This window comes from Saccharomonospora marina XMU15 (genome assembly GCF_000244955.1).
Lineage (GTDB): Bacteria > Actinomycetota > Actinomycetes > Mycobacteriales > Pseudonocardiaceae > Saccharomonospora_A > Saccharomonospora_A marina.
On record NZ_CM001439.1, the window covers coordinates 5,648,484 to 5,669,224 of the forward strand.

Sequence of the window (20,741 nt, forward strand, 5' to 3'; positions counted from 1 at the left end):
TAAGCTAAGGTGCTCCTATCGCGTCGCTCGCCGCGCAGACCGAGATGGAGTAGTCAGATGCCCGAATTCCCGTTCCGCCGTGCGTTCTGCCTGGGTCGGCGCAGCGCGGCCGGTATCGCAGCCGCCGCGGTCGCCGCTCTCGCGCTCACCGCCTGCGGGAGCGACACCGGCTCCAAGGCAGACTCTTCGGCACCCTCGTCCGGCAGCTTCGAGCCGGTGACGATCGAGCACGCCTTCGGCAAGACCGAGATCCAGGAGAAGCCGACGCGCGTTGTGACCATCGGCTGGGGCTCCACCGACGCGATGCTGGCTCTCGGCGTCGTCCCGGTGGGGATCGAGAAGCAGGAGTACGGCGGCGACGCCAACGGTGTGCTGCCCTGGGTGGCCGACAAGCTCACCGAACTCGACGCGCAGACGCCGACACTACTTCCCTCGGCCAACAGCGCGGATCCTGCCTACGAGCAGATACTGAAGCTGCGGCCCGATCTCATCCTTGCCCCGTACTCCGGTATCACCGAGGAGCAGTACGGCAAGCTCTCCAAGATCGCCGATACGGTCGCCTACCCGAAGCAGCCGTGGTCGACGACGATGGAGGAGATCGTCACCGTCACGGGGCGGTCGCTGGGGCTGGCGGACGAGGCTGAGCGGGTCCTCGCCGACATCGACGCCACGGTCGCGAAAGCGAAGGCCGAGCACCCCGAGTTCGACGGACTCACCATCGCCACACTGGCTTACGGCAGCAACGAGCTCTACACCTACACACAGGCTGATCCACGCGAGCAGGTGCTGCGCGATCTCGGATTCGAAACGGCACCAAGCGTCCTCGACCTCACCAAGACCGCCGATCCGGGCGCGTTCTACGTGCCGTTCTCCTTCGAGCAGGCCGATCGGCTCACCTCGGACGTGCTGCTGACGTACTCGGCAAGTGAGGACGAACTCGAGGCGCTGGAGCAAAACCCCGGTTACCGGTCGATGCCGCAGATCGAGGCGGGCACCGTCGCCAAGGTAGTCGGCGAGGCGGAAGTCGCGGCCGTGTCGCCGCCCACCGCACTTTCCGTGACCTGGGGACTTCCCGAGTTGGTGGACGCACTCGCCGAAGCGGCGACCAGCGCGTCCTGACCTGCTCATGGCCGAGGAACAGGCACCGACCGGCACGGAAAGGGGTGGGTTGTGACCAGCACCGCGGATCTGGCGAAGGTGTCACCGTTTCGGCTGTTCGACGTCGAGGTGCTGCGCAGGCAGCGGCTGAGCCCGACGTTCCAGCGAATCACGATGACGGGCCCCGACCTGGGGCGGTTCGCCGACAACGGATTCGACCAGCGGATCAAGGTCATCCTGCCACTGCCCGGTGTCGGCTTCGATCACCTCTCCCGTGGCGACGACTGGTACCAGCACTGGCGGACACTGCCTGACCAACTGCGCAACCCCATACGCACCTACACGGTCCGGGCCGCCCGACCCGAGGCCAACGAGATCGACGTCGACTTCGCGCTGCACGGCGAGACCGGGCCTGCGTCGCGTTGGGCGACTGAGGCGCGGCCAGGCGACCGGGTGGCGATCGTCGGGCCGGATGCCGCCTACAGCGGGACACACGGCGGTGTCGATTTCCGGCCGCACAGCGGTGCCAGGCGGATCCTGCTGGCAGGCGACGAGACCGCGACACCGGCCATCGCCTGCATCCTCGAATGCCTACCCGGCGACGCCACCGGAGAGGTGTTGCTGGAGGTTCCGCACGCGGCGGACGCGCTGGCACTGACCCACCCGCGGGGAATGCGAGTCACGTGGTTGGGGCGCGACGGTGCCGCGCACGGCAGCAAGCTGGCCCCAGCGCTGCGCGACCTCGCCGCCGGGTTGCTCGTCGAGCAGGAGCGCCGAACCGGTCAGCCGGTGGACGATGTGGACGTCGACAGCGGCCTGCTCTGGGAGGTGCCCGACGGCGACCCCGCCACCCGCGGGCTGTACGCGTGGCTGGCGGGAGAGGCCGGGGTCATCAAGGCGCTGCGCCGGTACCTCGTCAGCGATCTCGGCATCGACCGCCGCAGCGTCGCGTTCATGGGCTACTGGCGCCTCGGCCGCAGCGAACCGACCACTTGAGAGGCGGTGGTCAGTCTCGGAGTTTGTACTCGCGCAGGAGTCCCCGGCTGATGATGGTCTTCTGGATCTCGCTGGTGCCCTCCCCGATGAGCAGGAACGGCGCCTCCCGCATCAGGCGTTCGATCTCGTACTCCTTGGAATAGCCATAGCCACCATGGATACGAAACGCCTCCTGGGTCACCTCCGCGCAGTACTCACTGGCGATCAACTTCGCCATCCCCGCCTCCACATCGTTACGCGCCCCCGCATCCTTCAACCGCGCCGCATTCACCATCATCAAATGCGCCGCCTCCACCTTCGTCGCCATCTCCGCCAACTTGAACGCAATCGCCTGATGCTGCGCGATCGGCCTACCGAACGTCCGCCGCTGCTGCGCATACTCCACCGCCAACTCAAACGCCCGCACCGCGATCCCACACGCCCGCGCCGCCACATTCACCCGCCCCACCTCAATCCCATCCATCATGTGCCCAAACCCCCGACCCGGCACACCCCCCAACACCGCATCCACCCCCACCCGAAACCCGTCGAACACCGCCTCCGTGGTATCCACCCCCTTGTACCCCATCTTCTCGATCTTCCCCGGAATCGTCAGCCCCGGCGCCACCTCACCAAACCCCTCCGGCTTCTCCACCAACAACGTCGTCAAATTCTCATGCGGCTTTTCCGCCCCCTCCTCCGTCCGCACCAACACCGCCACCAAATTCGACGTCCCCCCATTCGTCAACCACATCTTCGACCCATCCACCACATACTCATCCCCCTCCCGCCGAGCCCGCGTCCTGATCGCCGCCACATCCGACCCCAAATCCGGCTCCGACATCGAAAACGCACCCCGCACCTCACCCGACGCCATCCTCGGCAACAACCGCGCCCGCTGCTGCTCCGTGCCGTACCGACCCACCATGTGCGCCACAATGAAATGAGTGTTGATCACCCCCGACACACTCATCCACCCCCGCGCGATCTCCTCCACCACCAACGCATACGTCAACAACGACTCCCCCAACCCCCCAAACTCCTCCGGAATCGTCAACCCGAACAACCCCAACTCCCGCATCCCCGCCACAATCTCCGCCGGATACACATCCCCCCGCTCCAACTCCTGCGCACACGGAATAATCTCCCTGTCCACAAACGAACGCACCGTCGACAAAATCTCCACCTGCACATCAGACAAACCAGCAGTCTGCGCAAGACGGGCCATAACACAACTCCAATGGAAATACGGGAACTACGGGCAAAGCAGGGGTCAGCGCAGGATGCCTTGCTTGCCGAGGTGGTCGGCGAGCAACTGTCCGATGTGCTTGATGTGCTCGGACATCGCCGCTCGGGCGCTTTCCGGATCGCGCTCACGCAGCGCCGCGAAGATCGCGGAGTGATCGTGCACGGAGGCAGCGGCCCAGCCCTCGATCTTGCCGAAGAAGCGTAGCGGGACGTAGCTGACCGTCAGGTTCAGCAACGTCGCCATGCGAAGTGAGTCCGAAGCCTTGTTGATGGAGCGGTGAATCTCGTGGTTGAGCTGATCGACCAGCTCGGTGTCACCGAGCCGTTCGGCCTCCGCCAGCTCGCGCTGGACACCCTCCAGCCGTTCCACCTCGGCCTCGTCCAGCTGCTTCGCGGCCCTGGCGGCGAGTTCACCCGCGATGTAGGCCTGCACGTCGAAAAGGTCGAGCACATCGCGCCTGCTGACGGGCACCACGCGGTAGCCCCTGCGCGGTTCCCAGCGGACCGAGCCTTCGCTGTGCAGGATCATGAGCGCTTCCCGCACGGGGGTCTGGCTTACACCCAGCTCGGCCGCCAACTTCTCGGTCCGGACGAACTCCCCCGCCCGGAACTGGCCGACCATGATGCCTTCCCGGACGTAGGCCGCCACCCGCTCGCTGAGCTGCTGCTTGCCGCCGAAGCTGGCACGACGGGAGGAGCCGCCGGCAGGCTGATCGACCTGTCCAGTCTCGCTGTCCACCGGCGCTCGCCCCATACTCTATATTCTACGTCACCTGATCTGTCGGTTTTCGCGACCGACCGGCCTCCGCGGCCGCCGAGTTCGCGTCACCGCTGCTCGTCGCTCGCTGCGCCAGCTCACGATAGGTCAGCGGAGCCTTCTCGAACACACCCTCGTGTGCCGCGATGGCCTCCCGTTTGGTAGCAAGTTCGGGGTACTTCTCCTCCAACTTGCTCCTGCGGTCGAGCGCGCGCCGCCAGGCAGCCACGTACTCGCGGTCGCCGCGGCGGGTTCCCTCCCAGGAGTTCGGCGCCTGGTCAGCGCCGACCGGCGGCCTCGCACCGCCGACCAGCGCCACCCGGCTGGGAACCCGCTCGCTGTGCTCACCGCAACGCGGGCAGTCGGGGTTGGCCTCCCGCCAACTGCGCATGAGCTTCTCGAACCGCGCGCCACAACGGCACCGGTAGTCGAACAGCGGCATGGCCGCTCCTTTCCACGACTTCTCGGCCAGCCCTCAGGTGTAGTAGTTGCCGGGGCCGGTCTTGAGCTCGGCCATCTGGTCCGCGCTGTGTCCGAACACGACGGTCGCGTTGGTCTCCTGCTCGACCTGCCTGATCCGCTCCACGGACTCGAACCACGCCACGGTGTCGTACACGATGCCTGCCGCGATCGGCGGCGGTCCGTAGCTTTCCTTGAGGTACAGCGAGTCGGAGGTGAACAGCATCGTTCCTGAATCGGCGAGATCGACCTTGAGGGAGAGCGTTCCCCAGGTGTGACCCGGGGTGCGCAGCAACGTCACACCCGGCAACACCTCGGTGTCGGCGTCGATGGTGTCCAGTTCCAACCCGTCGTAGTCGGACTTGATGTGCGCGCCCTTGTTGTAGCCGTCGAAGCTGAACGCGCCTTCCTTCTCCGCCTCGTCCACGATGATGGTGGTGCCGGTTTCGCGCCACAGCTGCGCGTTGGCCGCGTGGTCCATGTGCAGGTGTGAAAGCAGCAGGTAGTCGATGTCACCTGGTTCGAGGCCCAACTGGGTAAGCCGGGAGTCGAGCCACATGTCCTCGGTGACCTCGTCGACGGGGAAGAACTGGTCGAGCCCGGTCGGCCCCCAACGCTTCTCCCAGTCGCGGGGCACACCGGCGTCCCACAACAGCTTCTTGCCGTCGGGGTGTTCGATGTAGACGACGTGGGTGGGCACGGGAACCCAGTCCTTGAGCCGCTCCGGCTGGGTGCGCGTGGCCATCCGGCTCGGGTCGATCAGCAGCCACGTGAGGTCGGCGTGCATGGTTCCGGTGGGCAGGATGGTGAGTTTGATCTTGTCGGCGTCAGTCATGGTTAGCCTTTCGATTGGACACTTCATCGGGTCCGGCGTGAGCCGAGTGCAGAACTCGCGGGCAGGAGCGGGGGACTCGCGGGCAGGAGCGGGGGACTCGCGGGCAGGAGCGGGGGACTCGCGGGGGTCAGGCCAGTCGCTCGCGTACGCGTGACACGCCACCGTCGGCGAAGATCGCGCGGATCTCCTTCTTGTTGTACTTGCCCACACTGGTCTTGGGCACCTGCGAGACGAACAGGAACGAGTCGGGTATCCACCACTTGGCGAAGCTGGTGAGCAGGTAGTCGCGCAACTCGTCCTCGGTGATCGAATCGTCGCTGGGCACCACGCACGCGAGCGGGCGTTCCAGCCACTTTTCGTGCGGCACCGACACCACCGTGGCCTCCCGCACCTTCGGATGCGCCATCAGCGCGTTCTCCAGGTCGATGGAGGAGATCCACTCGCCGCCCGATTTGATCAGGTCCTTCGAGCGGTCCTTGATGATCACGTAGCCGTGTTCGTTGATCGCGCCGACGTCGCCGGTGCGGAACCAGCCGTCGACCATACTTTCCTTCGTGCGCTCGTCGTTGTAGTACTCACTGGCGGTGAACGGCGACTGCACCCAGAAGTCACCGACGCTGGTGCCGTCCCACGGCAGTTCCGTTCCGTCCTCGCCGATGACCTTGATCTTCATCAGCGGGATCGGCTGGCCGCCGGTCTGCCGCAGCGCGTACACCGCCTCCGGGTCCTGGTCGGCCAGGGTGCTCTTGGTCGAGTTGAAGCAGATCTGCGGCGTGCACTCGGTCATCCCGTAGCCCTGCACGACGTGGGTGCCGAACGTGCGCTCCCACCATTCCATGATCGCTCGCGACGGCGCCTGCCCGCCGAGCCACATGGTCTTCAGCGAGGAGAGGTCCCACTTGCGATCCGAGGCACGCACGAAGTCACGCATCATCGTCCCGATGGTCACCGCGCCGTTCATGCCGGTGACCCCGAGGTCCTGCACCATTTCGACGTAGTCGCCGTCCGTGGGGTGTACGCCGGGCAGCACCAGCGTCGCGCCCTGGAGCAGCGCGGTGTGGGGGATGTTCCAGCCGTTGCAGTGGAACATCGGAGCCACCTCGAGCCACACCTGACTCTCGCTCATGTTGAGCTTGTCGTGCATGGCCAGGCACATCGCCTGCAACACCATCGCCCGGTGGCTGTAGACGACACCCTTGGGGTCGCCGGTGGTGGCCGAGGTGTAGCACATCGCCGACGCGGTGTTCTCGTCGAAGGTCGGGAACTGGAAATCCTCCGTGCCGCTGTCGACGAGTTCGTCGTAGGAGTACACCGGCTCCAGGCTCGTCTCCGGCAGCGGACCCTCGCCCATGACGACGAAGGCACGCACGGACGGAATCCCGATCTCCACGAGCCGTTCCACCGCCGAGACCTGGTCGGCGTCGATCATGAGCACCGAGTCCTGTGCATGGTTGATCAGGTACGCCTGCTGTTCCGGGAACAGCCGCATGTTGATCGTGTGCAGCACGGCCCCGATACCCGGCACGCCGAAGTAGGTCTCGAAGTGCCGGTAGTGGTTCCACGCGATGGTGCCGACCCGGTCACCCGGCTTGACGCCGAAGTCGACCAGCGCACTCGCCAGCCGACGGACCCGCTTGGCGTAGTCGGCGTAGCTGTAGCTGTGGTACTGGCCCTGGCCAACTCTCGTAATGATCTTCTTGTCGTGAAACAGACGTTCGGTGCGCCAGAGCAGTCCGCTCAGCAGCAGCGGCTGATCCATCATCAGGCCGTCCACGCTGACCTCCGTGATGTGAGTAACGTTGTTCGGCCCATCTTGCACATTCTATAGAATGTAGTCAACATGGACTTCGTCCCAAGATCGAAGGAGTTCACTTGAGCGAGCACAGCCGCATCTACCTCGACGGCACCTGGGTCGACGCGGGCGTCGGCACAACCATCCCCGTGGTCAACCCCACGACGGAGGAAACGATCGGCGAGGTCCCCTCCTGCACCGCCGAACACGTCGACCAGGCGGTTCGCGCAGCGCGCCTGGCCTTCCCCGGCTGGGCGGCGACGTCACGGCAGGAACGCGCCACCTACCTGCGCAGGCTGCACGACGCGCTGGCCGCAAGGGTCGACTCAGTTGCCACCACGATCGCCACCGATGTCGGCACCCCGATGCGCATCGCCTCCCGCATCCAGGCGCAGCTGCCGCTGACCGACATCGCCACCTACGCCGACCTCCTCGACCAGCCGGAGATCGAGGAGAAGATCGGCAATACGCTGCTGGTTCGCGAACCGATCGGCGTGGTCGCGGCCATCACTCCCTGGAACTACCCGCTGCACCAGATCACCTGCAAGCTCGCGCCCGCGCTCGCGGCGGGATGCACCGTGGTCATCAAGCCCAGCGAGGTCGCCCCGCTGGTGGTCCAGCAACTGTTCGACGCGATCCACGAGGCGGGCCTGCCCGCGGGCGTGGTGAACCTCGTGCACGGCGAGGGCCCCGTGGTCGGCGAGGCGCTCGCCACGCACCCGGACGTGGACCACGTGTCCTTCACCGGCTCCGTGCGAGCAGGCTCCCGCGTCGCCGAACTGGCCGCCAGGACGATCAAGAAGGTGACGCTGGAACTGGGCGGCAAGTCCGCCAACGTGGTGCTCGACGACGCGGACCTCAAGACCGCCGTGAAGGTCGGGGTGGCCAACGCGTTTCTCAACGGCGGCCAGACCTGCACCGCGTGGACCAGGTTGCTGGTGCCGCAGGATCGGCAGGCCGAGGCCGCCGAACTGGCCGCGGAATTCGCCGCAGGCTTCAAACCCGGCGACCCACTTGTTGCCGGAACCAAACTCGGACCGCTGGTGTCCTCGGCACAGCGGGAACGCGTTCGCGGCTTCATCGACAAGGGTATCCAGGAAGGCGCGCGACTCGTGACCGGAGGCAGCGAACCGCCCGCCGACCTCGCCCGTGGCTACTTCGTCGCTGCGACGGTGTTCGCCGATGTCGATCCCGACTCGACCATCGCTCAGGAGGAGATCTTCGGGCCGGTGCTGTCGGTGATCCCGTTCCGGGACACCGACGACGCGCTGCGGATCGCCAACAACTCGCGCTACGGCCTGCACGGCGCGGTGTGGTCGGCCGACACCGACCGTGCGCTCGCGTTCGCTCGGCAGGTACGCACCGGGCAGATCGACGTCAACGGCGGTGCCTACAACCCGCTGGCTCCCTTCGGCGGCTACAAGCAGTCCGGTATCGGCAGGGAGATGGGGCAGCTCGGCATGGACGAGTACCTCGAAGTCAAGTCGATCCAGCTCTGAACCGAGCCGTTCGCAAGCCGCAGGAGGCCAACGTGGTCAAAGCCGTCATCGTCGACGAGCAGGGGGCGCCTCCCCGCATCGCCGATCTCGAACTACCCGCAGCGGGCCCGAACGACGTCAGGGTGCGCGTAGCGGCAACCGGAGTCTGCCACTCGGATCTGTCCATGGTGGACGGTACGCTGGCGCCTCGGTTTCCGCTCGTGCTCGGACACGAGGCGGCGGGGACCGTCGTCGAGGCGGGCGCGGCAGTCACGTCGGTGGGCCCGGGCGACCGCGTGGTGCTGAACTGGGCGCCCGCGTGCCGGCACTGCTGGTTCTGCCTGCACGGTGAGCCGTGGCTGTGCAGCGCGGTGGAGGGAGTCGCCAGCGTGCCACGCGGTCACCTCGCCGACGGGACGCAGGCGCACGTCTGCATGGGGGTGGGAGCGCTGGCCGAGGAGGTCGTGCTGCCCGCGACCGCGGTGGTCCCGCTGCCGGAGACGGTGCCGCTCGACCTTGCCGCCCTGCTCGGTTGCGCCGTGCTGACCGGCATCGGCGCGGTACGCAACACGGCGGGCGTGCGCAGCGGCGAATCGGTGCTCGTCGTCGGGCTCGGCGGCATCGGGCTCTCCGCCGTGCTCGGTGCGCGGCTGGCGGGTGCGGGCCCGATCGTCGCGGTCGACGTGGCGCGGGAAAAGGAAGAGCTGGCGCTGCGGGCGGGCGCCACGCACTTCCTGCTGAGCGAACCGAAGCTGGCCAGGCAGGTGCGTGGGCTGACCGGGGGACGCGGCGCCGACCACGCCTTCGACTGCGTCGGCGCACCCGCCACCATACGCTCGGCGTGGAGTTCGGTTCGCCGAGGTGGAAGCTGCACGGTGGTCGGCATCGGACGCAGGGATGCCGAGGTCACGTTCAACCCGCTCGAACTGTTCCACTTCTCCCGCACCCTCACCAGCTCCGTCTACGGAGCCTCGGACCCCTCCCGCGACGTTGCGCTGCTGGCCGGGCAGATCGAACTCGGCAGGCTCGATCTGAGTCTGCTGGTGACGCACCGGATAACCCCGGAAGCCGTCGGTGAGGCGTTCCGGCGGATGCGTGCCGGTGAGGGTGCGCGGTCCCTCGTCGAGTGGGCCGGGCGGTGATCGCTGACAACGCCGAGCCGCTTGCCGGGATGCGCGTGGTCGAGATCTCCAGCTTCGTCGCCTCCCCGCTGGGTGGCATGACGCTGGCCCGGCTCGGCGCGGACGTGATCAGGGTCGACCCGCTGGGAGGTGCGGCCGACCGCAATCGCTGGCCCGCGACCCCGGACGGGGCGAGCCTGTACTGGGCCGGGCTGAACCAGGGCAAGCGGTCGGTGACGGTGGACCTGCGTTCGGCACAGGGCAGGGAGCTGGTGGCCGACCTCGTCGCCACCAGCGGTGAGCACGGCGGGATCGTGCTCACCAACGCTCGCCCCCGGCCCGGTTTGGGCTACGAGGACCTGCAGGCCCGCCGCGGCGACCTCATCCACGTCCAGCTGCACGGCAGGCGTGACGGCGGCACCGCCGTGGACTACACCGTCAACGCCGGCACCGGCTTCGCCTACCTCACCGGACCCTCCGGATACTCCGGCCCGGTCAACCACGTGTTGCCCGCATGGGACATCGCCACGGGGCTCTACCTGGCGGTCGGTCTGCTCGCCGCCGAGCGCAGGCGGTCACGCACCGGTGAGGGAACACGGCTCACGGTCTCGCTGCACGACGTCGCACTGGCCACCGCGGGCGACCTCGGGTATCTGGCGGAGGCGCAACTGTCGGAGCAACCGAGGCAGCGCATGGGCAACGACGTGTACGGCGACTTCGGGCGTGATTTCGCCACCCACGACGGTGCCCGCGTGATGGTGCTGGTGCTGACCGAGCGGCACTGGGCGGACCTGCTCCGGCTCACCGGAACGGCGTCGCTGGTCGGCGGGCTGGAGACCGAGCTGGGAGTGGACTTCTCTCGCGGGGCCGACCGGTTCCGGCACCGGGAATTGCTGGCGGGCCTGCTGATCCCGTGGTTCGCGGCCAGGACCCTCGAGGAGGTCGAAGCAGGTCTCGACGGCACCTCCGTGCTGTGGTCGCGATACCGCAGCCTCGCGGAACTCGCCAAGGACGAGGGCGGCGCGCTGCGGGAGCATCCGCTCATAGGCAAGCTCACGCAGCCCGGCGTCGGCACCTATCTCGCGCCGGGCATGCCGATCGTGTTCGATGGCAGGCAAAAGCCCGCGGTACCCGCTCCGCGACTGGGTGAACACACCACCGAGGTGCTCACCGAGGTGTTGGGGTTGACCCCGCGGCGAGTCGCGGACCTGCGCGGCCGTGGCGTCGTCGGTGAACACGATGGATGGTAGGGAACAGATGTCACTGCGAACTCAGCTCGACGGCTGGCAACCGGAACCGACGGTCGACCGCGACGTCGTCTCGGCAGGTCCGGTGGCGGCGCTTTCGGCTGTACTCGACCAGCTCCCCGCAGCGCGCGAGGGTGAGCCGCTGCCACCACTGTGGCACTGGCTGCACTTCCTCGAATGGCCGCGGCAGCAGGAACTCGGGGCGGACGGCCACCCGAGCGCGGGCCACTTCCTTCCTCCCATTCCCAACCGGCGCAGGATGTTCGCCGGTGGCAGGTCGCGAGTGAACTCGCCGCTGCTGGTGGGCGTCGAGGCGGAGCGGATATCCACACTGGACAGTGTTGCCGTCAAGCAGGGCAGCACGGGCGAGATGGTGTTCGTCACCGTGCGCAGCGAGCTGCGGCAGCGCGGCCAGATCCGTGTGGTCGACGAGGTGGACTACGTGTACCGCAGCGGCGAGGACTCGCGCAGGGTGTTCGAACCGGCGAGTGGGCCGCCGCCGGAATCTTCGCATTCGTGGCAACTGCCGGTGGACACCGACCCCACGCTGCTGTTCCGGTTCAGCGCGTTGACCGCCAACGCGCACCGCATCCACTACGACTCGCCCTACGCCACACAGGTCGAGCGCTATCCGGGGCTCGTGGTGCACGGCCCGCTGCTGGTGCTGTTGATGTTGGAACTGGTGCGTAGGGACGAGCCGCGGCCGGTGCGCTCCCTCGACTACCGGCTGCGCAGGCCGGTGTTCTGCGGCGAGCCGGTGCTGGTGCACGGCGAACCCGCAGGCAGCAGTGCCGAACTCGCGGTGAGTGGCGCGGGTGGGCACACACACGCGACGGCGCGGGTGGAGCTGGCATGACACGTTCTCCGCGGCAAGCCCGAACAATGCTGTTCGTGCCGGGTGATCGCCCCGATCGCTTCGCCAAGGCGGTGGCCACGGGCGCGGATGCCGTCGTGGTCGACCTCGAGGACGCGGTCGTACCCGAGGGCAAGGAGCGGGCACGGGCGGCTGCCGCCGACTGGCTGGCGGCGGGCGACACCGGGGCCGTCGTTCGCATCAACGCGCACGGCACACCGTGGTTCGCCGACGACCTGGCCATGGTGATCGAAACCAGGGCGGCGGTGATGCTGCCCAAGGCACAGGACGGCGCGGTGCTCGCCGCGCTCGGCGCCGAGCAGGTGGTCGCGCTCGTCGAGACCGCGGCCGGAATCCAGCGAGTCAACGAGGTGTGCGCGGCGCCCGGTGTGGTTCGGGTGGCGTTCGGCAGTGTCGATCTCGCCGCCGAACTGGGCGTGGCACACGACGACCACCTCGCACTCACCCACGCACGGTCGGCGCTGGTCGTGGCCTGCGCGGCGGCGGGGCTGCCGGGGCCGGTCGACGGGGTGACCACTGCCCTGCACGACACCGACGCCCTGCTCGCCGACATGCGGCACGCTCGCAGGCTCGGCTTCACCGGCAAGTTGTGCGTACACCCCAGCCAGGTGGCACCACTGCACGATGCGTTGAAACCCACACCGAGCGAACTCGACTGGGCAAGGCGGGTGCTCGCGGCGGCGGCCGACGGCGCCGCCGCCCAGGTCGACGGGCAGCTGGTGGACAAGCCGGTGGTCGAGCGGGCGCGCGGACTGATCGAAAGGGAAGGCTGACAGTGTACGAGTTGGACGCCGATGAGCAGGCCATGGTCGCCACGGTCCGCGACTTCGTTGACCGCGAGGTGCGGCCCGTCGCACGGGAACTCGAGCACGCCAACACCTACCCCGAGTCGCTCATCGAGCAGATGAAGGCCATGGGCGTGTTCGGCCTCGCTATCCCGCAGCCCTACGGTGACGTGCGGGTTTCCACCCCGTGCTACGCGATGATCACCGAGGAGTTGTCCCGGGGCTGGATGAGCCTGGCCGGGGCGATGGGCGGGCACACGGTGGTGTCCAAACTGCTGCTCGATTACGGCACCGAGGAGCAGAAGCGCAGGTACCTACCGAGGATGGCGACGGGTGAGTTGCGCGCGACGATGGCGCTCACCGAGCCGGGCGGAGGTTCGGACCTGCAAGCCATGCGCACCGTGGCGCGCCGAGACGCCGGTGGTTACGTCGTCAACGGCAGCAAGACCTGGATCACCAACGCCCGCAAGGCGGGGCTGGTGGCCCTGCTGTGCAAGACCGACCCCGGTGCCCAGCCCGCCCACAAGGGCATCAGCGTGTTGCTGGTGGAGAAGGTTCCCGGATTCACGGTGTCGCGAGACCTGCCCAAGCTGGGCTACAAGGGTGTCGAGAGCTGCGAACTGTCCTTCGTGGACTGCCGGGTGCCCGCCGACGCGCTGCTCGGCGAGGTCGAAGGCGAGGGGTTCGGGCAGATGATGCGGGGGCTGGAGATCGGCCGGATACAGGTGGCCGCCCGCGCTACCGGAGTCGGCAGGGCGGCGCTGGACGACGCACTGCGTTACGCGCAGGAGCGGGAGGCATTCGGCAAGCCGATCTGGCGGCACGAGTCGGTGGGCAACCACCTCGCCGACATGGCGACGAAGCTCACCGCGGCGCGGCAGTTGCTGCTGCACGCGGCACGCCGGTTCGACAGCGGCGAGCGCAGCGACCTCGAAGCGGGAATGGCCAAGCTGTTCTGCTCGGAGACAGCGATGGAGATCGCCCTCAACGCCATCCGAGTACACGGCGGCTACGGTTACTCCACCGAGTTCGACGTGGAGCGCTACTTCAGGGACGCCCCGTTGATGATCGTGGGCGAGGGCACCAACGAGATCCAGCGCAACGTCATCGTCTCGCAGCTGGTGGCCCGCGGCGGGTTGTGAACACGACCGCCTGACCGGCCTCGTCAGGACCGGTCAGGCGGGCATCCCACGCTGATTCAGCACTTCCCGCAGCAGCCGCAGCCAGGTCCGGAGCAGGAAGCGCAGCATCCGCAGCCGGCCATGGTGATCACCACCCTTTCGACAGGAGTTCCCTTCCGGCAATCAACGCTATGCACATTGCGGTCACCGCGACACCACTGCCCGGGTGACACATGGCGGCTTCACTATGTAAGCAGACCCGGTCACGTGACAGATGCCGCACGCGAGCCCCGTTCCCTAGTTTCGACCCCATGGAAACCACCACACAGCTGCGGCTCGCGATCATCGTGGGCAGTACTCGCAAGGACCGGTTCGGACCAGTTCCGGCCGCCTGGTTCGCCCAGCAGGCCCGGTCGTACGACGACATGAGTGTGGACGTCATCGACCTCGCCGAACTGGAGCTGCCCAACTCCCTCGACGGCTCAACCGACGCGGACAAGCTGGCCGACCGGCTCGCGACGGCGGACGCGTTCGTGATCGTGACACCGGAGTACAACCACAGCTATCCCGCTTCGCTGAAGACCGCGATCGACCACTACCGGCACGAATGGCAGGCGAAGCCCGTCGCGTTCGTCTCCTACGGCGGAATGGCAGGTGGGCTGCGCGCGGTGGAGCACCTGCGTCACGTCTTCTGCGAACTGCACGCGGTGACCGTGCGCGACACCATCAGCTTCCACAACTTCTGGGAACGGTTCGACGACAACGGCGAGCCGACGGACGCGGCTTCTTGCGCTTCGGCCGCCAAGGGCATGCTGGACCAGCTCGCCTGGTGGGGGCACGCGCTGAGGGAGGCCCGCACGAAGCGGCCTTATGCCGCGTGAACCGCAGCGGCGCGCCCGGCTTGACTTCTACCTAACTCGAAGTTGGAGCCTGTACGCATGCCGCTCACCGAAACAGGGAAGCTCGTCGGCCGGGCCGACGAGACAGCCATGATCGAGGCGCTGGTTTCCGATGCCCGCCGAGGCCGCGCCGCCGCACTCGTCGTCCGTGGCGAGGCGGGCATCGGAAAGTCCGCGCTGCTGGAACACGCCGCTGCCAACGCCGACGGCATGCGGCTGCTGCGCGGCAGCGCGGTGGAGTCGGAGGCCGAGCTTCCCTTCGCCGGACTGCACCTGCTGCTCGGGCCGGTAGGCGACAGCATCGATCGCCTTCCCGCCCCGCATGCCGGGGTGCTGCGCAGCGCGCTCGGTACCGGCAGCGGAGAGAGCGGCAGCCGGTTCTCCGTTGGCGTCGCCGTGTTGACGTTGCTCGCCGAACTGTCCAAGGAATCGCCGGTGCTGGCACTGGTGGACGACGCGCACTGGCTGGACTGCCCGACGAAGGAAGCACTGGTGTTCGCCGCCCGCAGGCTCGGCACCGAGCGGGTCGCGCTGCTGTTCGCGGCAAGGGAGCCGGACGCACCGCCGTTTCCGACGCGGGACATCGACCAGTTGCACCTTGACGGCCTCGGCACCGAGGCGGCCGAAGCGCTGCTGCGCACCCACGCGGCCGACCTGCCTCGGCACCTGGCCGATCAGGTCGTGGCCGAGGCGATGGGAAACCCGCTGGCGCTGCTGGAGCTGTCCTCGGCGCTACTGCGAGGCGGGGGACGACCCGAACCCGACGCGCTGGCCCCGCTGCCCGCGCCCGACCGGGTCACCAAGACCTTCGCCGCCCGCATCCGTTCGCTTCCCGAGCGCGCCAGAACGGTGCTGCTGGTAGCCGCGGCCGACGGCACCTGCGACACCGGCAGGGTGCTCGCGGCGGCGCGGCTGCTCGGCGCCGACATCACCGATCTGCGACTGGCCGAGGACGCCGGACTGCTGGGCTTCACACAGACGTGTCTGTGGTTTCGGCACCCGCTCGTTCGCACGGCTGCCTACCACGACGCGCTGTTGCAGGACCGCATCGCGGCCCATCGTGCGCTCGCCCAGGTACTCGACCAGCCCGACGACGCCGACCGCAGGGCCTGGCACCTCGCGGCCGCGAGCACAGGGCCCGACGAGGAGATCGCCGCCGAACTGGAACGCAGTGCCGAGCACGCCAGAGCCAGGGGCGGGTACTCCGCCGTCGTCGTCGCCTACGAGCGGGCGGCCGCACTCACACCGCGGCGGGCGGAGCGCGGCAGGAGGCTGCTCGCGGCCTCCCGAGCCGCCACCGACGCGGGGCAGCCGCAGCGGGCCTGCGAGCTGGCTCGGCAAGCGACCGCCCAGCTCACCGAACCGACGCAGAAGGCGAAGGCAGCGATGATCCACGCCACGCTCGCCGACGACCAGGACCAGCCCGTCGAGTCGCGGCGCGTGCTCCGGCTGGCGGCGGACGAGGTGGCGACGTCCGCGCCGGAACTGGCGAGCGAGTTGCTGTTCTGGGCGGTCGGTGCGGCCTGGAGCGCAGGCGAGTCCGCCACGGTCGCCGCGATCGCCGACCACGCCGAGACGCTGCGGCTACCTGGCACGGACCGGATTCGGGCGCTGGCCACCGCGGCCGCCGGTGACCTGGGGGGCGCCACCCTGGCACTGCGTTGGCTGCTCGACGGTCCCTCGGTGCTGAAGGGCTGCGTCGACCAGGCGCTCGCGCTGCGATCGAGGACGAGGAGCGCGGGCTGGCACGTGCTGCTCGGTGACCACGAAACCGCCCACGAGCAGGCGGCGGAGTTGGTGGGCCGGATACACGCCGACTCCGCCGACGGCGTACTGCCGCGTGCGCTTGCCGTACTCGCCGAAGCCCACCTCCACCTCGGCAGGCATCGGGAGGCCCTCAACTCGGCGCAGCAGGGCATGCGACTGGCCGAGGACATCGGGCAGCGGCACAGCGTGACCCTGTTCGCGGGTGTGCTCGCCCGGCTGGCGGCGATCGAAGGCGACGAGGCGGCCGCCACTGCCCACGCAGCCGAGACTCGCGCCGAGCGAGCCGCCGCTGCCCTCGGCCTGCTCGAACTGGGGCTCGGCAGGCACGACACCGCACTCGACCGGCTGGCGGCGCTTGCCGACGACACCGACCCGCTGCATGCGGTGACCACCTTCCCCGACCTGGTGGAGGCGGCGGTGCGGGCACGGCAACCGCAGCGGGCCGCCGAAGCGAGCAAGCTGTTCACCCGATGGGCGCAACTCAGTGATGCGACATGGGCGCTAGCCGTCTCGCTGCGCTGCCGGGCACTGCTCGGCGAGGACGAGGACCGCCTGTTCTCCGAAGCCGTCGAACTACACAGGCAAAGCCAAGACCACCCGTTCGAGCGCGCACGTACGGAGCTGGTTTACGGCGAGTACCTGCGCAGGGCACGTCACCGCACCAGGGCTCGTCGCCTGCTGCGCTCGGCGCTGTCGGGTTTCGAGCGGCTCGGTGCTCGACCGTGGGCCGAGCGTGCCCGCACTGAACTGCGGGCCACGGGCGAGCGGCTGACCAGACCGGCGCACGATTCGAACGGCACCGAGCGGCTCACCCCGCAGGAACTGCGGATCGTGCTGCTGGCAGCGGACGGGCTCAGCAACCGCGACATCGGTGAACAGCTCTTCCTCAGCCCGAGGACCGTCGGCTACCACCTGTACAAGGCCTACCCCAAGCTCGGCGTCTCCTCCCGGCGTGAGCTGGGCAAGCTCGGGCTGGCAAGCTGACCGGGCCGCGACCATGCCAGACTGCGCATCGTGGAGTACCTACTCACGGCCGAACTGACCTCACCCGCCGACAGCCCCGACCTCGACCCGTTACAGCAGGTCGGGGTGGTTTCACTGCTGGACAGCAGGCTGAACAGTCTCGTGAGCATCGAGGGACCGGACGGCACCGAGATCACCCCGATCGAGCACTCGCTGAAGGTCCACCTCGGCGGGGCGATAGTGAACTGGCTGCTCGACGCGCCCGCGCTCGTGCTCGCCGAGGATGCCACCCGCACCGTGCTCGACCAGATCCTCGACGAGATCGAGCTGCTCGCGGGCTGGGAGGTGAAGCACTGCGCGGTGACGGCCACCGACGACCAGCTGGAGAGCGCGCTCGCCGCCACCGAGCCGGAGCCCGGCCTTGTCGGCGACATCGACCACATGCCGGAGGAGGAACTCGGCGACCGGCGGGCGCGGCTGCTTCGCGCGGGCGAGCAGTTGCGCGCACTGGACCTCGGCGCCCTTGCCGACGTCAGCGCCGAGGAGGCAGGCTATGTCGCGGGCGCGCTCATGCACGGCATCGAGATGCTGACCGACGAGTTGTTCGGCGACATCCAGCTGCTGGAGGACGAAGACGCCACCGCAGACGAGGTGGAAGCGCTGTGGGTGCTGGACGAGCTGCCCGAGCAGTACGCCGACCGCTACGGTCCGTTGTTCGCGAAGCAACTGCTGGTGACCACGGCCATTCTCGGCTTCCGCCTCACCCGGCCGGACTGGCAGCCGCCGCTGTGCCTGGCGGAGGCCATCGCGCTGCGACTCGCCAAGGCAAGGGCCGAGCTCGAACTCGATCTCGCCGGAGTGCTGGACGAGGACCGTGTGGAACGCATTTTCGCGCTGTTCGACGAGATAGCGTTCGACAATCGCGACCACGAATTGCTCTACGACCCCGACATCGTTTCGGCCGACCCGGGACCGCAATTCGAGGAATGGTTTCGGCCACGCACGGGTGGGACCCGGCCGCTACACCCCTACCTCGCCGACGAGGACGACTGAGGCGTCCGCGCACGCTGCCGGTAGGTCAGCCACGCGCTCGCGATGCCGAGCGTCGCCAGCACAAGCCCCACCACCACATCGTTGACGAACGCGGCGTCGCCCCGGCGGGCGGCAGCGTGATCGAGTACGAACGCGGACACGACCAGCCAGCCGCCGAGTGCGGCGTTGACGAGGCTCAGCGCGGGTAACGCGCGCGGAAACACCACCCTGAACAGGGCGAGCGTGCCTACGACGACAGCGAGCGTGACATCGTTGGTGTCCACGGCCGCCGCCAGATCGGGGAAGCCGTAGTGCAGCGCGAACGGGGCGAAACCCAACCACACCGCACTGACGAAGACCAGCGAACTCGGCAGACTCGGCGTGAGAAGCCCCTCGACCGCCTGCCCGGTCCAGAATTGGTTTTCTCCCACCACATGACCCGACATTGCAGACTCCTTGACTGCCGTACCCGGCCGGGGATCCTCGAAAACTGCCTTCTCCGAGTATGGCACCGCCTGTTAATCAACCCCGACCGATGAATGCGATTTGCGATAGTCACGCGAAACTTCGGATTCGCCGATTCGGTCGCTTTCGCACCTTTGTCGGCGGCCACTCCTGCGACGTGGCTGCCGCGGCGCACTGCTCGTTGAGCGCTTCGCGGCCATCCTTGGTAGGGACTACTCGGCCGGGAGCTGAAGGGAAACCATGGGCAACCTCTGGTGGCAGACAGCGGCTATCTACCAGGTCTACGTGCGCAGCTTCGCCGACGGCAACGGCGACGGCGTCGGTGACCTGCCTGGCGTGCGCGACCGGCTCGACTACCTCGCCGACCTCGGGGTGGACGCGGTGTGGCTGACCCCGTTCTACGTCTCCCCGATGGCCGACGGCGGATACGACGTCGCCGACTACCGCGCCGTGGACCCGCTGTTCGGCGACCTTTCCGACGCCGAGGCGCTGGTCGCCGACGCGCACGCTCGCGGGCTACGGGTGATCGTCGACGTGGTGCCCAACCACACGTCCTCACAGCATCCGTGGTTCGTCGAGGCGCTCGCCTCTCCGGCAGGCTCGGCGGCGAGGCGCCGCTACATCTTTCGCGACGGGTGCGGCGACGAACCACCCAACGACTGGGAGTCGATGTTCGGCGGGTCGGCCTGGACCCGGGTGCCGGACGGGCAGTGGTACCTGCACCTGTTCGACCCAGCGCAGCCGGACCTCAACTGGGAAGACCCTGACGTGCGTGCGGAGTTCGACAACATCCTGCGGTTCTGGCTCGATCGCGGCGTCGACGGTTTCCGGATCGACGTCGCACACGGCATGGTGAAGGCCGACGGGTTGCCCGACGCGGGCTGCACCGACCAGGCCCGGCTGGTGGTTCGCAGTGAACTGCCGTACTTCGACAGGGACGGCGTGCACGAGATCTTCCGGGAGTGGCGCAAGATCCTCGACTCCTACCCCGGTGAGCGGATCGGGGTGGCCGAGGCGTGGGTACGCAGCCCCGACCGGCTGGCGCGCTACCTCAGGCCGGACGAGCTGCACCAGGCGTTCAACTTCCACTACATCTCCACCGACTGGTCGGCACGGGCGTTTCGCGAGGTCATCGACACCTCCCTCGCCGCGGTGTCCGATGTCGGCGCCCCTGCTACCTGGGTGTTGTCCAATCACGACGTCGAGCGCCACGTCACCCGCTACGGCGGGGGAGCCACCGGGCTGCGCAGGGCGCGGGCCGCGGCGTTGCTCACCTTGGCCCTGCCCGGCTCGGTGTACCTGTACCAGGGGGAGGAACTCGGGCTGCCCGAGGTGACCGATCTGCCTGACGAGGTGCTCACCGACCCGGTGTGGGAGCGTTCCGGCCACACCGACCGCGGTCGCGACGGCTGCCGGGTGCCGCTGCCGTGGTCAGGCAAGGAGCCGCCGTTCGGCTTCGGCACATCGCCGTGGTTGCCGCAGCCGCGCGAGTGGGCGGCGCTGACGGTCGAAGCCCAGGACGGCGATCCCGCCTCGACACTGTCGCTGTACCGCATGGCGTTGCGGCTTCGGCGCGGCCTACCCGACACCGAACTGCGGTGGCTCGACCGGGGCCGCGACGTGCTGGCCTTCGCCAGGGGGACCGGCTTCGCCTGCACCGTGAACTTCGGTTCGGCTGCGGTCACGTTGCCACGACCGGGCAGGTCGTTGCTGGCCAGCTGTCCGGAGTCCGAGTTCGGCGGCGACGAGCGCGAAGTCATCCTGCCCCCGGACAGCGCCGTGTGGTGGAGCAGGGACGGCGACCGCTGACGGCTTCGCGCGATCA

General features: G+C 68.3%; 18 protein-coding genes. 12 read left to right on the forward strand and 6 right to left on the reverse strand.

Features of this window, described 5'->3' with window-relative positions; all coding sequences use genetic code 11:
• Nucleotides 1-57 precede the first annotated feature (57 nt).
• Entirely contained in the window at nucleotides 58-1,119 is a 1,062-nt protein-coding gene (locus SACMADRAFT_RS26740; RefSeq protein ID WP_009156957.1) for an iron-siderophore ABC transporter substrate-binding protein, read from the forward strand.
• Nucleotides 1,120-1,170: 51 nt separating this feature from the next.
• Complete coding sequence (locus SACMADRAFT_RS26745; protein WP_009156958.1) at nucleotides 1,171-2,094, forward strand: siderophore-interacting protein; 924 nt, start codon at nucleotides 1,171-1,173, stop codon at nucleotides 2,092-2,094.
• A 10-nt stretch (nucleotides 2,095-2,104) separates the two neighbouring features.
• On the opposite strand, the gene SACMADRAFT_RS26750 is transcribed toward SACMADRAFT_RS26745, so the two are convergent.
• From SACMADRAFT_RS26750 to SACMADRAFT_RS26770, 5 genes are all read right to left on the reverse strand, one after another.
• The gene (locus SACMADRAFT_RS26750) at nucleotides 2,105-3,301 is read right to left on the reverse strand and encodes an acyl-CoA dehydrogenase family protein (protein WP_009152631.1); all 1,197 of its coding nucleotides are present in this window, start codon (nucleotides 3,299-3,301) and stop codon (nucleotides 2,105-2,107) included.
• Nucleotides 3,302-3,346: 45 nt separating this feature from the next.
• A complete protein-coding gene (locus SACMADRAFT_RS26755) occupies nucleotides 3,347-4,075 on the reverse strand; it encodes a GntR family transcriptional regulator (RefSeq protein ID WP_157617327.1) in 729 nt (242 codons plus the stop codon).
• Between the two features lie 10 nt (nucleotides 4,076-4,085).
• A complete protein-coding gene (locus SACMADRAFT_RS26760) occupies nucleotides 4,086-4,520 on the reverse strand; it encodes a zinc ribbon domain-containing protein (RefSeq protein ID WP_009156960.1) in 435 nt (144 codons plus the stop codon).
• A 33-nt stretch (nucleotides 4,521-4,553) separates the two neighbouring features.
• Nucleotides 4,554-5,372, reverse strand: a complete 819-nt coding sequence (locus tag SACMADRAFT_RS26765; protein ID WP_009156961.1) for an N-acyl homoserine lactonase family protein — start codon at nucleotides 5,370-5,372, stop codon at nucleotides 4,554-4,556.
• Nucleotides 5,373-5,499: 127 nt separating this feature from the next.
• Complete coding sequence (locus SACMADRAFT_RS26770) at nucleotides 5,500-7,146, reverse strand: long-chain fatty acid--CoA ligase (RefSeq protein WP_009156962.1); 1,647 nt, start codon at nucleotides 7,144-7,146, stop codon at nucleotides 5,500-5,502.
• Nucleotides 7,147-7,244: 98 nt separating this feature from the next.
• Here SACMADRAFT_RS26770 and SACMADRAFT_RS26775 point away from each other — a divergent pair, with 98 nt between their 5' ends.
• From SACMADRAFT_RS26775 to SACMADRAFT_RS26815, 9 genes are all read left to right on the forward strand, one after another.
• The gene (locus SACMADRAFT_RS26775) at nucleotides 7,245-8,663 is read left to right on the forward strand and encodes an aldehyde dehydrogenase family protein (protein ID WP_009156963.1); all 1,419 of its coding nucleotides are present in this window, start codon (nucleotides 7,245-7,247) and stop codon (nucleotides 8,661-8,663) included.
• 32 nt (nucleotides 8,664-8,695) lie between these two features.
• On the forward strand, nucleotides 8,696-9,784 hold the full coding sequence (locus SACMADRAFT_RS26780; RefSeq protein ID WP_009156964.1) for a Zn-dependent alcohol dehydrogenase: 1,089 nt from the start codon (nucleotides 8,696-8,698) through the stop codon (nucleotides 9,782-9,784).
• On the forward strand, nucleotides 9,781-11,013 hold the full coding sequence (locus SACMADRAFT_RS26785; RefSeq protein ID WP_009156965.1) for a CoA transferase: 1,233 nt from the start codon (nucleotides 9,781-9,783) through the stop codon (nucleotides 11,011-11,013). The genes SACMADRAFT_RS26780 and SACMADRAFT_RS26785 overlap by 4 nt, the downstream gene beginning before the upstream one ends.
• 7 nt (nucleotides 11,014-11,020) lie before the next feature.
• On the forward strand, nucleotides 11,021-11,866 hold the full coding sequence (locus SACMADRAFT_RS26790; RefSeq protein ID WP_009156966.1) for a hypothetical protein: 846 nt from the start codon (nucleotides 11,021-11,023) through the stop codon (nucleotides 11,864-11,866).
• Nucleotides 11,863-12,657, forward strand: coding sequence for an HpcH/HpaI aldolase/citrate lyase family protein (locus tag SACMADRAFT_RS26795; protein ID WP_009156967.1), 795 nt, complete (start codon nucleotides 11,863-11,865; stop codon nucleotides 12,655-12,657). The genes SACMADRAFT_RS26790 and SACMADRAFT_RS26795 overlap by 4 nt, the downstream gene beginning before the upstream one ends.
• A 32-nt stretch (nucleotides 12,658-12,689) precedes the next feature.
• Nucleotides 12,690-13,811, forward strand: a complete 1,122-nt coding sequence (locus tag SACMADRAFT_RS26800) for an acyl-CoA dehydrogenase family protein (protein WP_050998426.1) — start codon at nucleotides 12,690-12,692, stop codon at nucleotides 13,809-13,811.
• A gap of 290 nt (nucleotides 13,812-14,101) precedes the next feature.
• Nucleotides 14,102-14,671 (forward strand): NADPH-dependent FMN reductase, encoded by a 570-nt coding sequence (locus tag SACMADRAFT_RS26805; protein ID WP_009156969.1) that lies wholly within the window; start codon nucleotides 14,102-14,104, stop codon nucleotides 14,669-14,671.
• 57 nt (nucleotides 14,672-14,728) lie between these two features.
• The gene (locus SACMADRAFT_RS26810) at nucleotides 14,729-17,440 is read left to right on the forward strand and encodes a helix-turn-helix transcriptional regulator (RefSeq protein ID WP_009156970.1); all 2,712 of its coding nucleotides are present in this window, start codon (nucleotides 14,729-14,731) and stop codon (nucleotides 17,438-17,440) included.
• A gap of 30 nt (nucleotides 17,441-17,470) precedes the next feature.
• Entirely contained in the window at nucleotides 17,471-18,472 is a 1,002-nt protein-coding gene (locus SACMADRAFT_RS26815; RefSeq protein WP_009156971.1) for a hypothetical protein, read from the forward strand.
• Here the strand turns inward: SACMADRAFT_RS26815 and SACMADRAFT_RS26820 are convergent.
• Nucleotides 18,448-18,897, reverse strand: coding sequence for an SPW repeat domain-containing protein (locus SACMADRAFT_RS26820; RefSeq protein ID WP_009156972.1), 450 nt, complete (start codon nucleotides 18,895-18,897; stop codon nucleotides 18,448-18,450). The genes SACMADRAFT_RS26815 and SACMADRAFT_RS26820 overlap by 25 nt on opposite strands.
• 259 nt (nucleotides 18,898-19,156) lie before the next feature.
• Between SACMADRAFT_RS26820 and SACMADRAFT_RS26825 the strand changes: the two genes are divergently transcribed.
• A complete protein-coding gene (locus SACMADRAFT_RS26825) occupies nucleotides 19,157-20,725 on the forward strand; it encodes a glycoside hydrolase family 13 protein (protein ID WP_009156973.1) in 1,569 nt (522 codons plus the stop codon).
• Nucleotides 20,726-20,741: the final 16 nt, after the last annotated feature.

Bases quoted from the DNA above. Each gene is read 5' to 3' on its own strand.
- SACMADRAFT_RS26740 (WP_009156957.1), top strand. From the start codon at position 58: ATGCCCGAATTCCCGTTCCGCCGTGCGTTCTGCCTGGGTCGGCGCAGC.
- SACMADRAFT_RS26750 (WP_009152631.1), bottom strand. From the start codon at position 3,301: ATGGCCCGTCTTGCGCAGACTGCTGGTTTGTCTGATGTGCAGGTGGAG.
- SACMADRAFT_RS26755 (WP_157617327.1), bottom strand. From the start codon at position 4,075: ATGGGGCGAGCGCCGGTGGACAGCGAGACTGGACAGGTCGATCAGCCT.
- SACMADRAFT_RS26760 (WP_009156960.1), bottom strand. From the start codon at position 4,520: ATGCCGCTGTTCGACTACCGGTGCCGTTGTGGCGCGCGGTTCGAGAAG.
- SACMADRAFT_RS26765 (WP_009156961.1), bottom strand. From the start codon at position 5,372: ATGACTGACGCCGACAAGATCAAACTCACCATCCTGCCCACCGGAACC.
- SACMADRAFT_RS26790 (WP_009156966.1), top strand. From the start codon at position 11,021: ATGTCACTGCGAACTCAGCTCGACGGCTGGCAACCGGAACCGACGGTC.
- SACMADRAFT_RS26795 (WP_009156967.1), top strand. From the start codon at position 11,863: ATGACACGTTCTCCGCGGCAAGCCCGAACAATGCTGTTCGTGCCGGGT.
- SACMADRAFT_RS26800 (WP_050998426.1), top strand. From the start codon at position 12,690: ATGGTCGCCACGGTCCGCGACTTCGTTGACCGCGAGGTGCGGCCCGTC.
- SACMADRAFT_RS26805 (WP_009156969.1), top strand. From the start codon at position 14,102: ATGGAAACCACCACACAGCTGCGGCTCGCGATCATCGTGGGCAGTACT.
- SACMADRAFT_RS26810 (WP_009156970.1), top strand. From the start codon at position 14,729: ATGCCGCTCACCGAAACAGGGAAGCTCGTCGGCCGGGCCGACGAGACA.
- SACMADRAFT_RS26820 (WP_009156972.1), bottom strand. From the start codon at position 18,897: ATGTCGGGTCATGTGGTGGGAGAAAACCAATTCTGGACCGGGCAGGCG.
- SACMADRAFT_RS26825 (WP_009156973.1), top strand. From the start codon at position 19,157: ATGGGCAACCTCTGGTGGCAGACAGCGGCTATCTACCAGGTCTACGTG.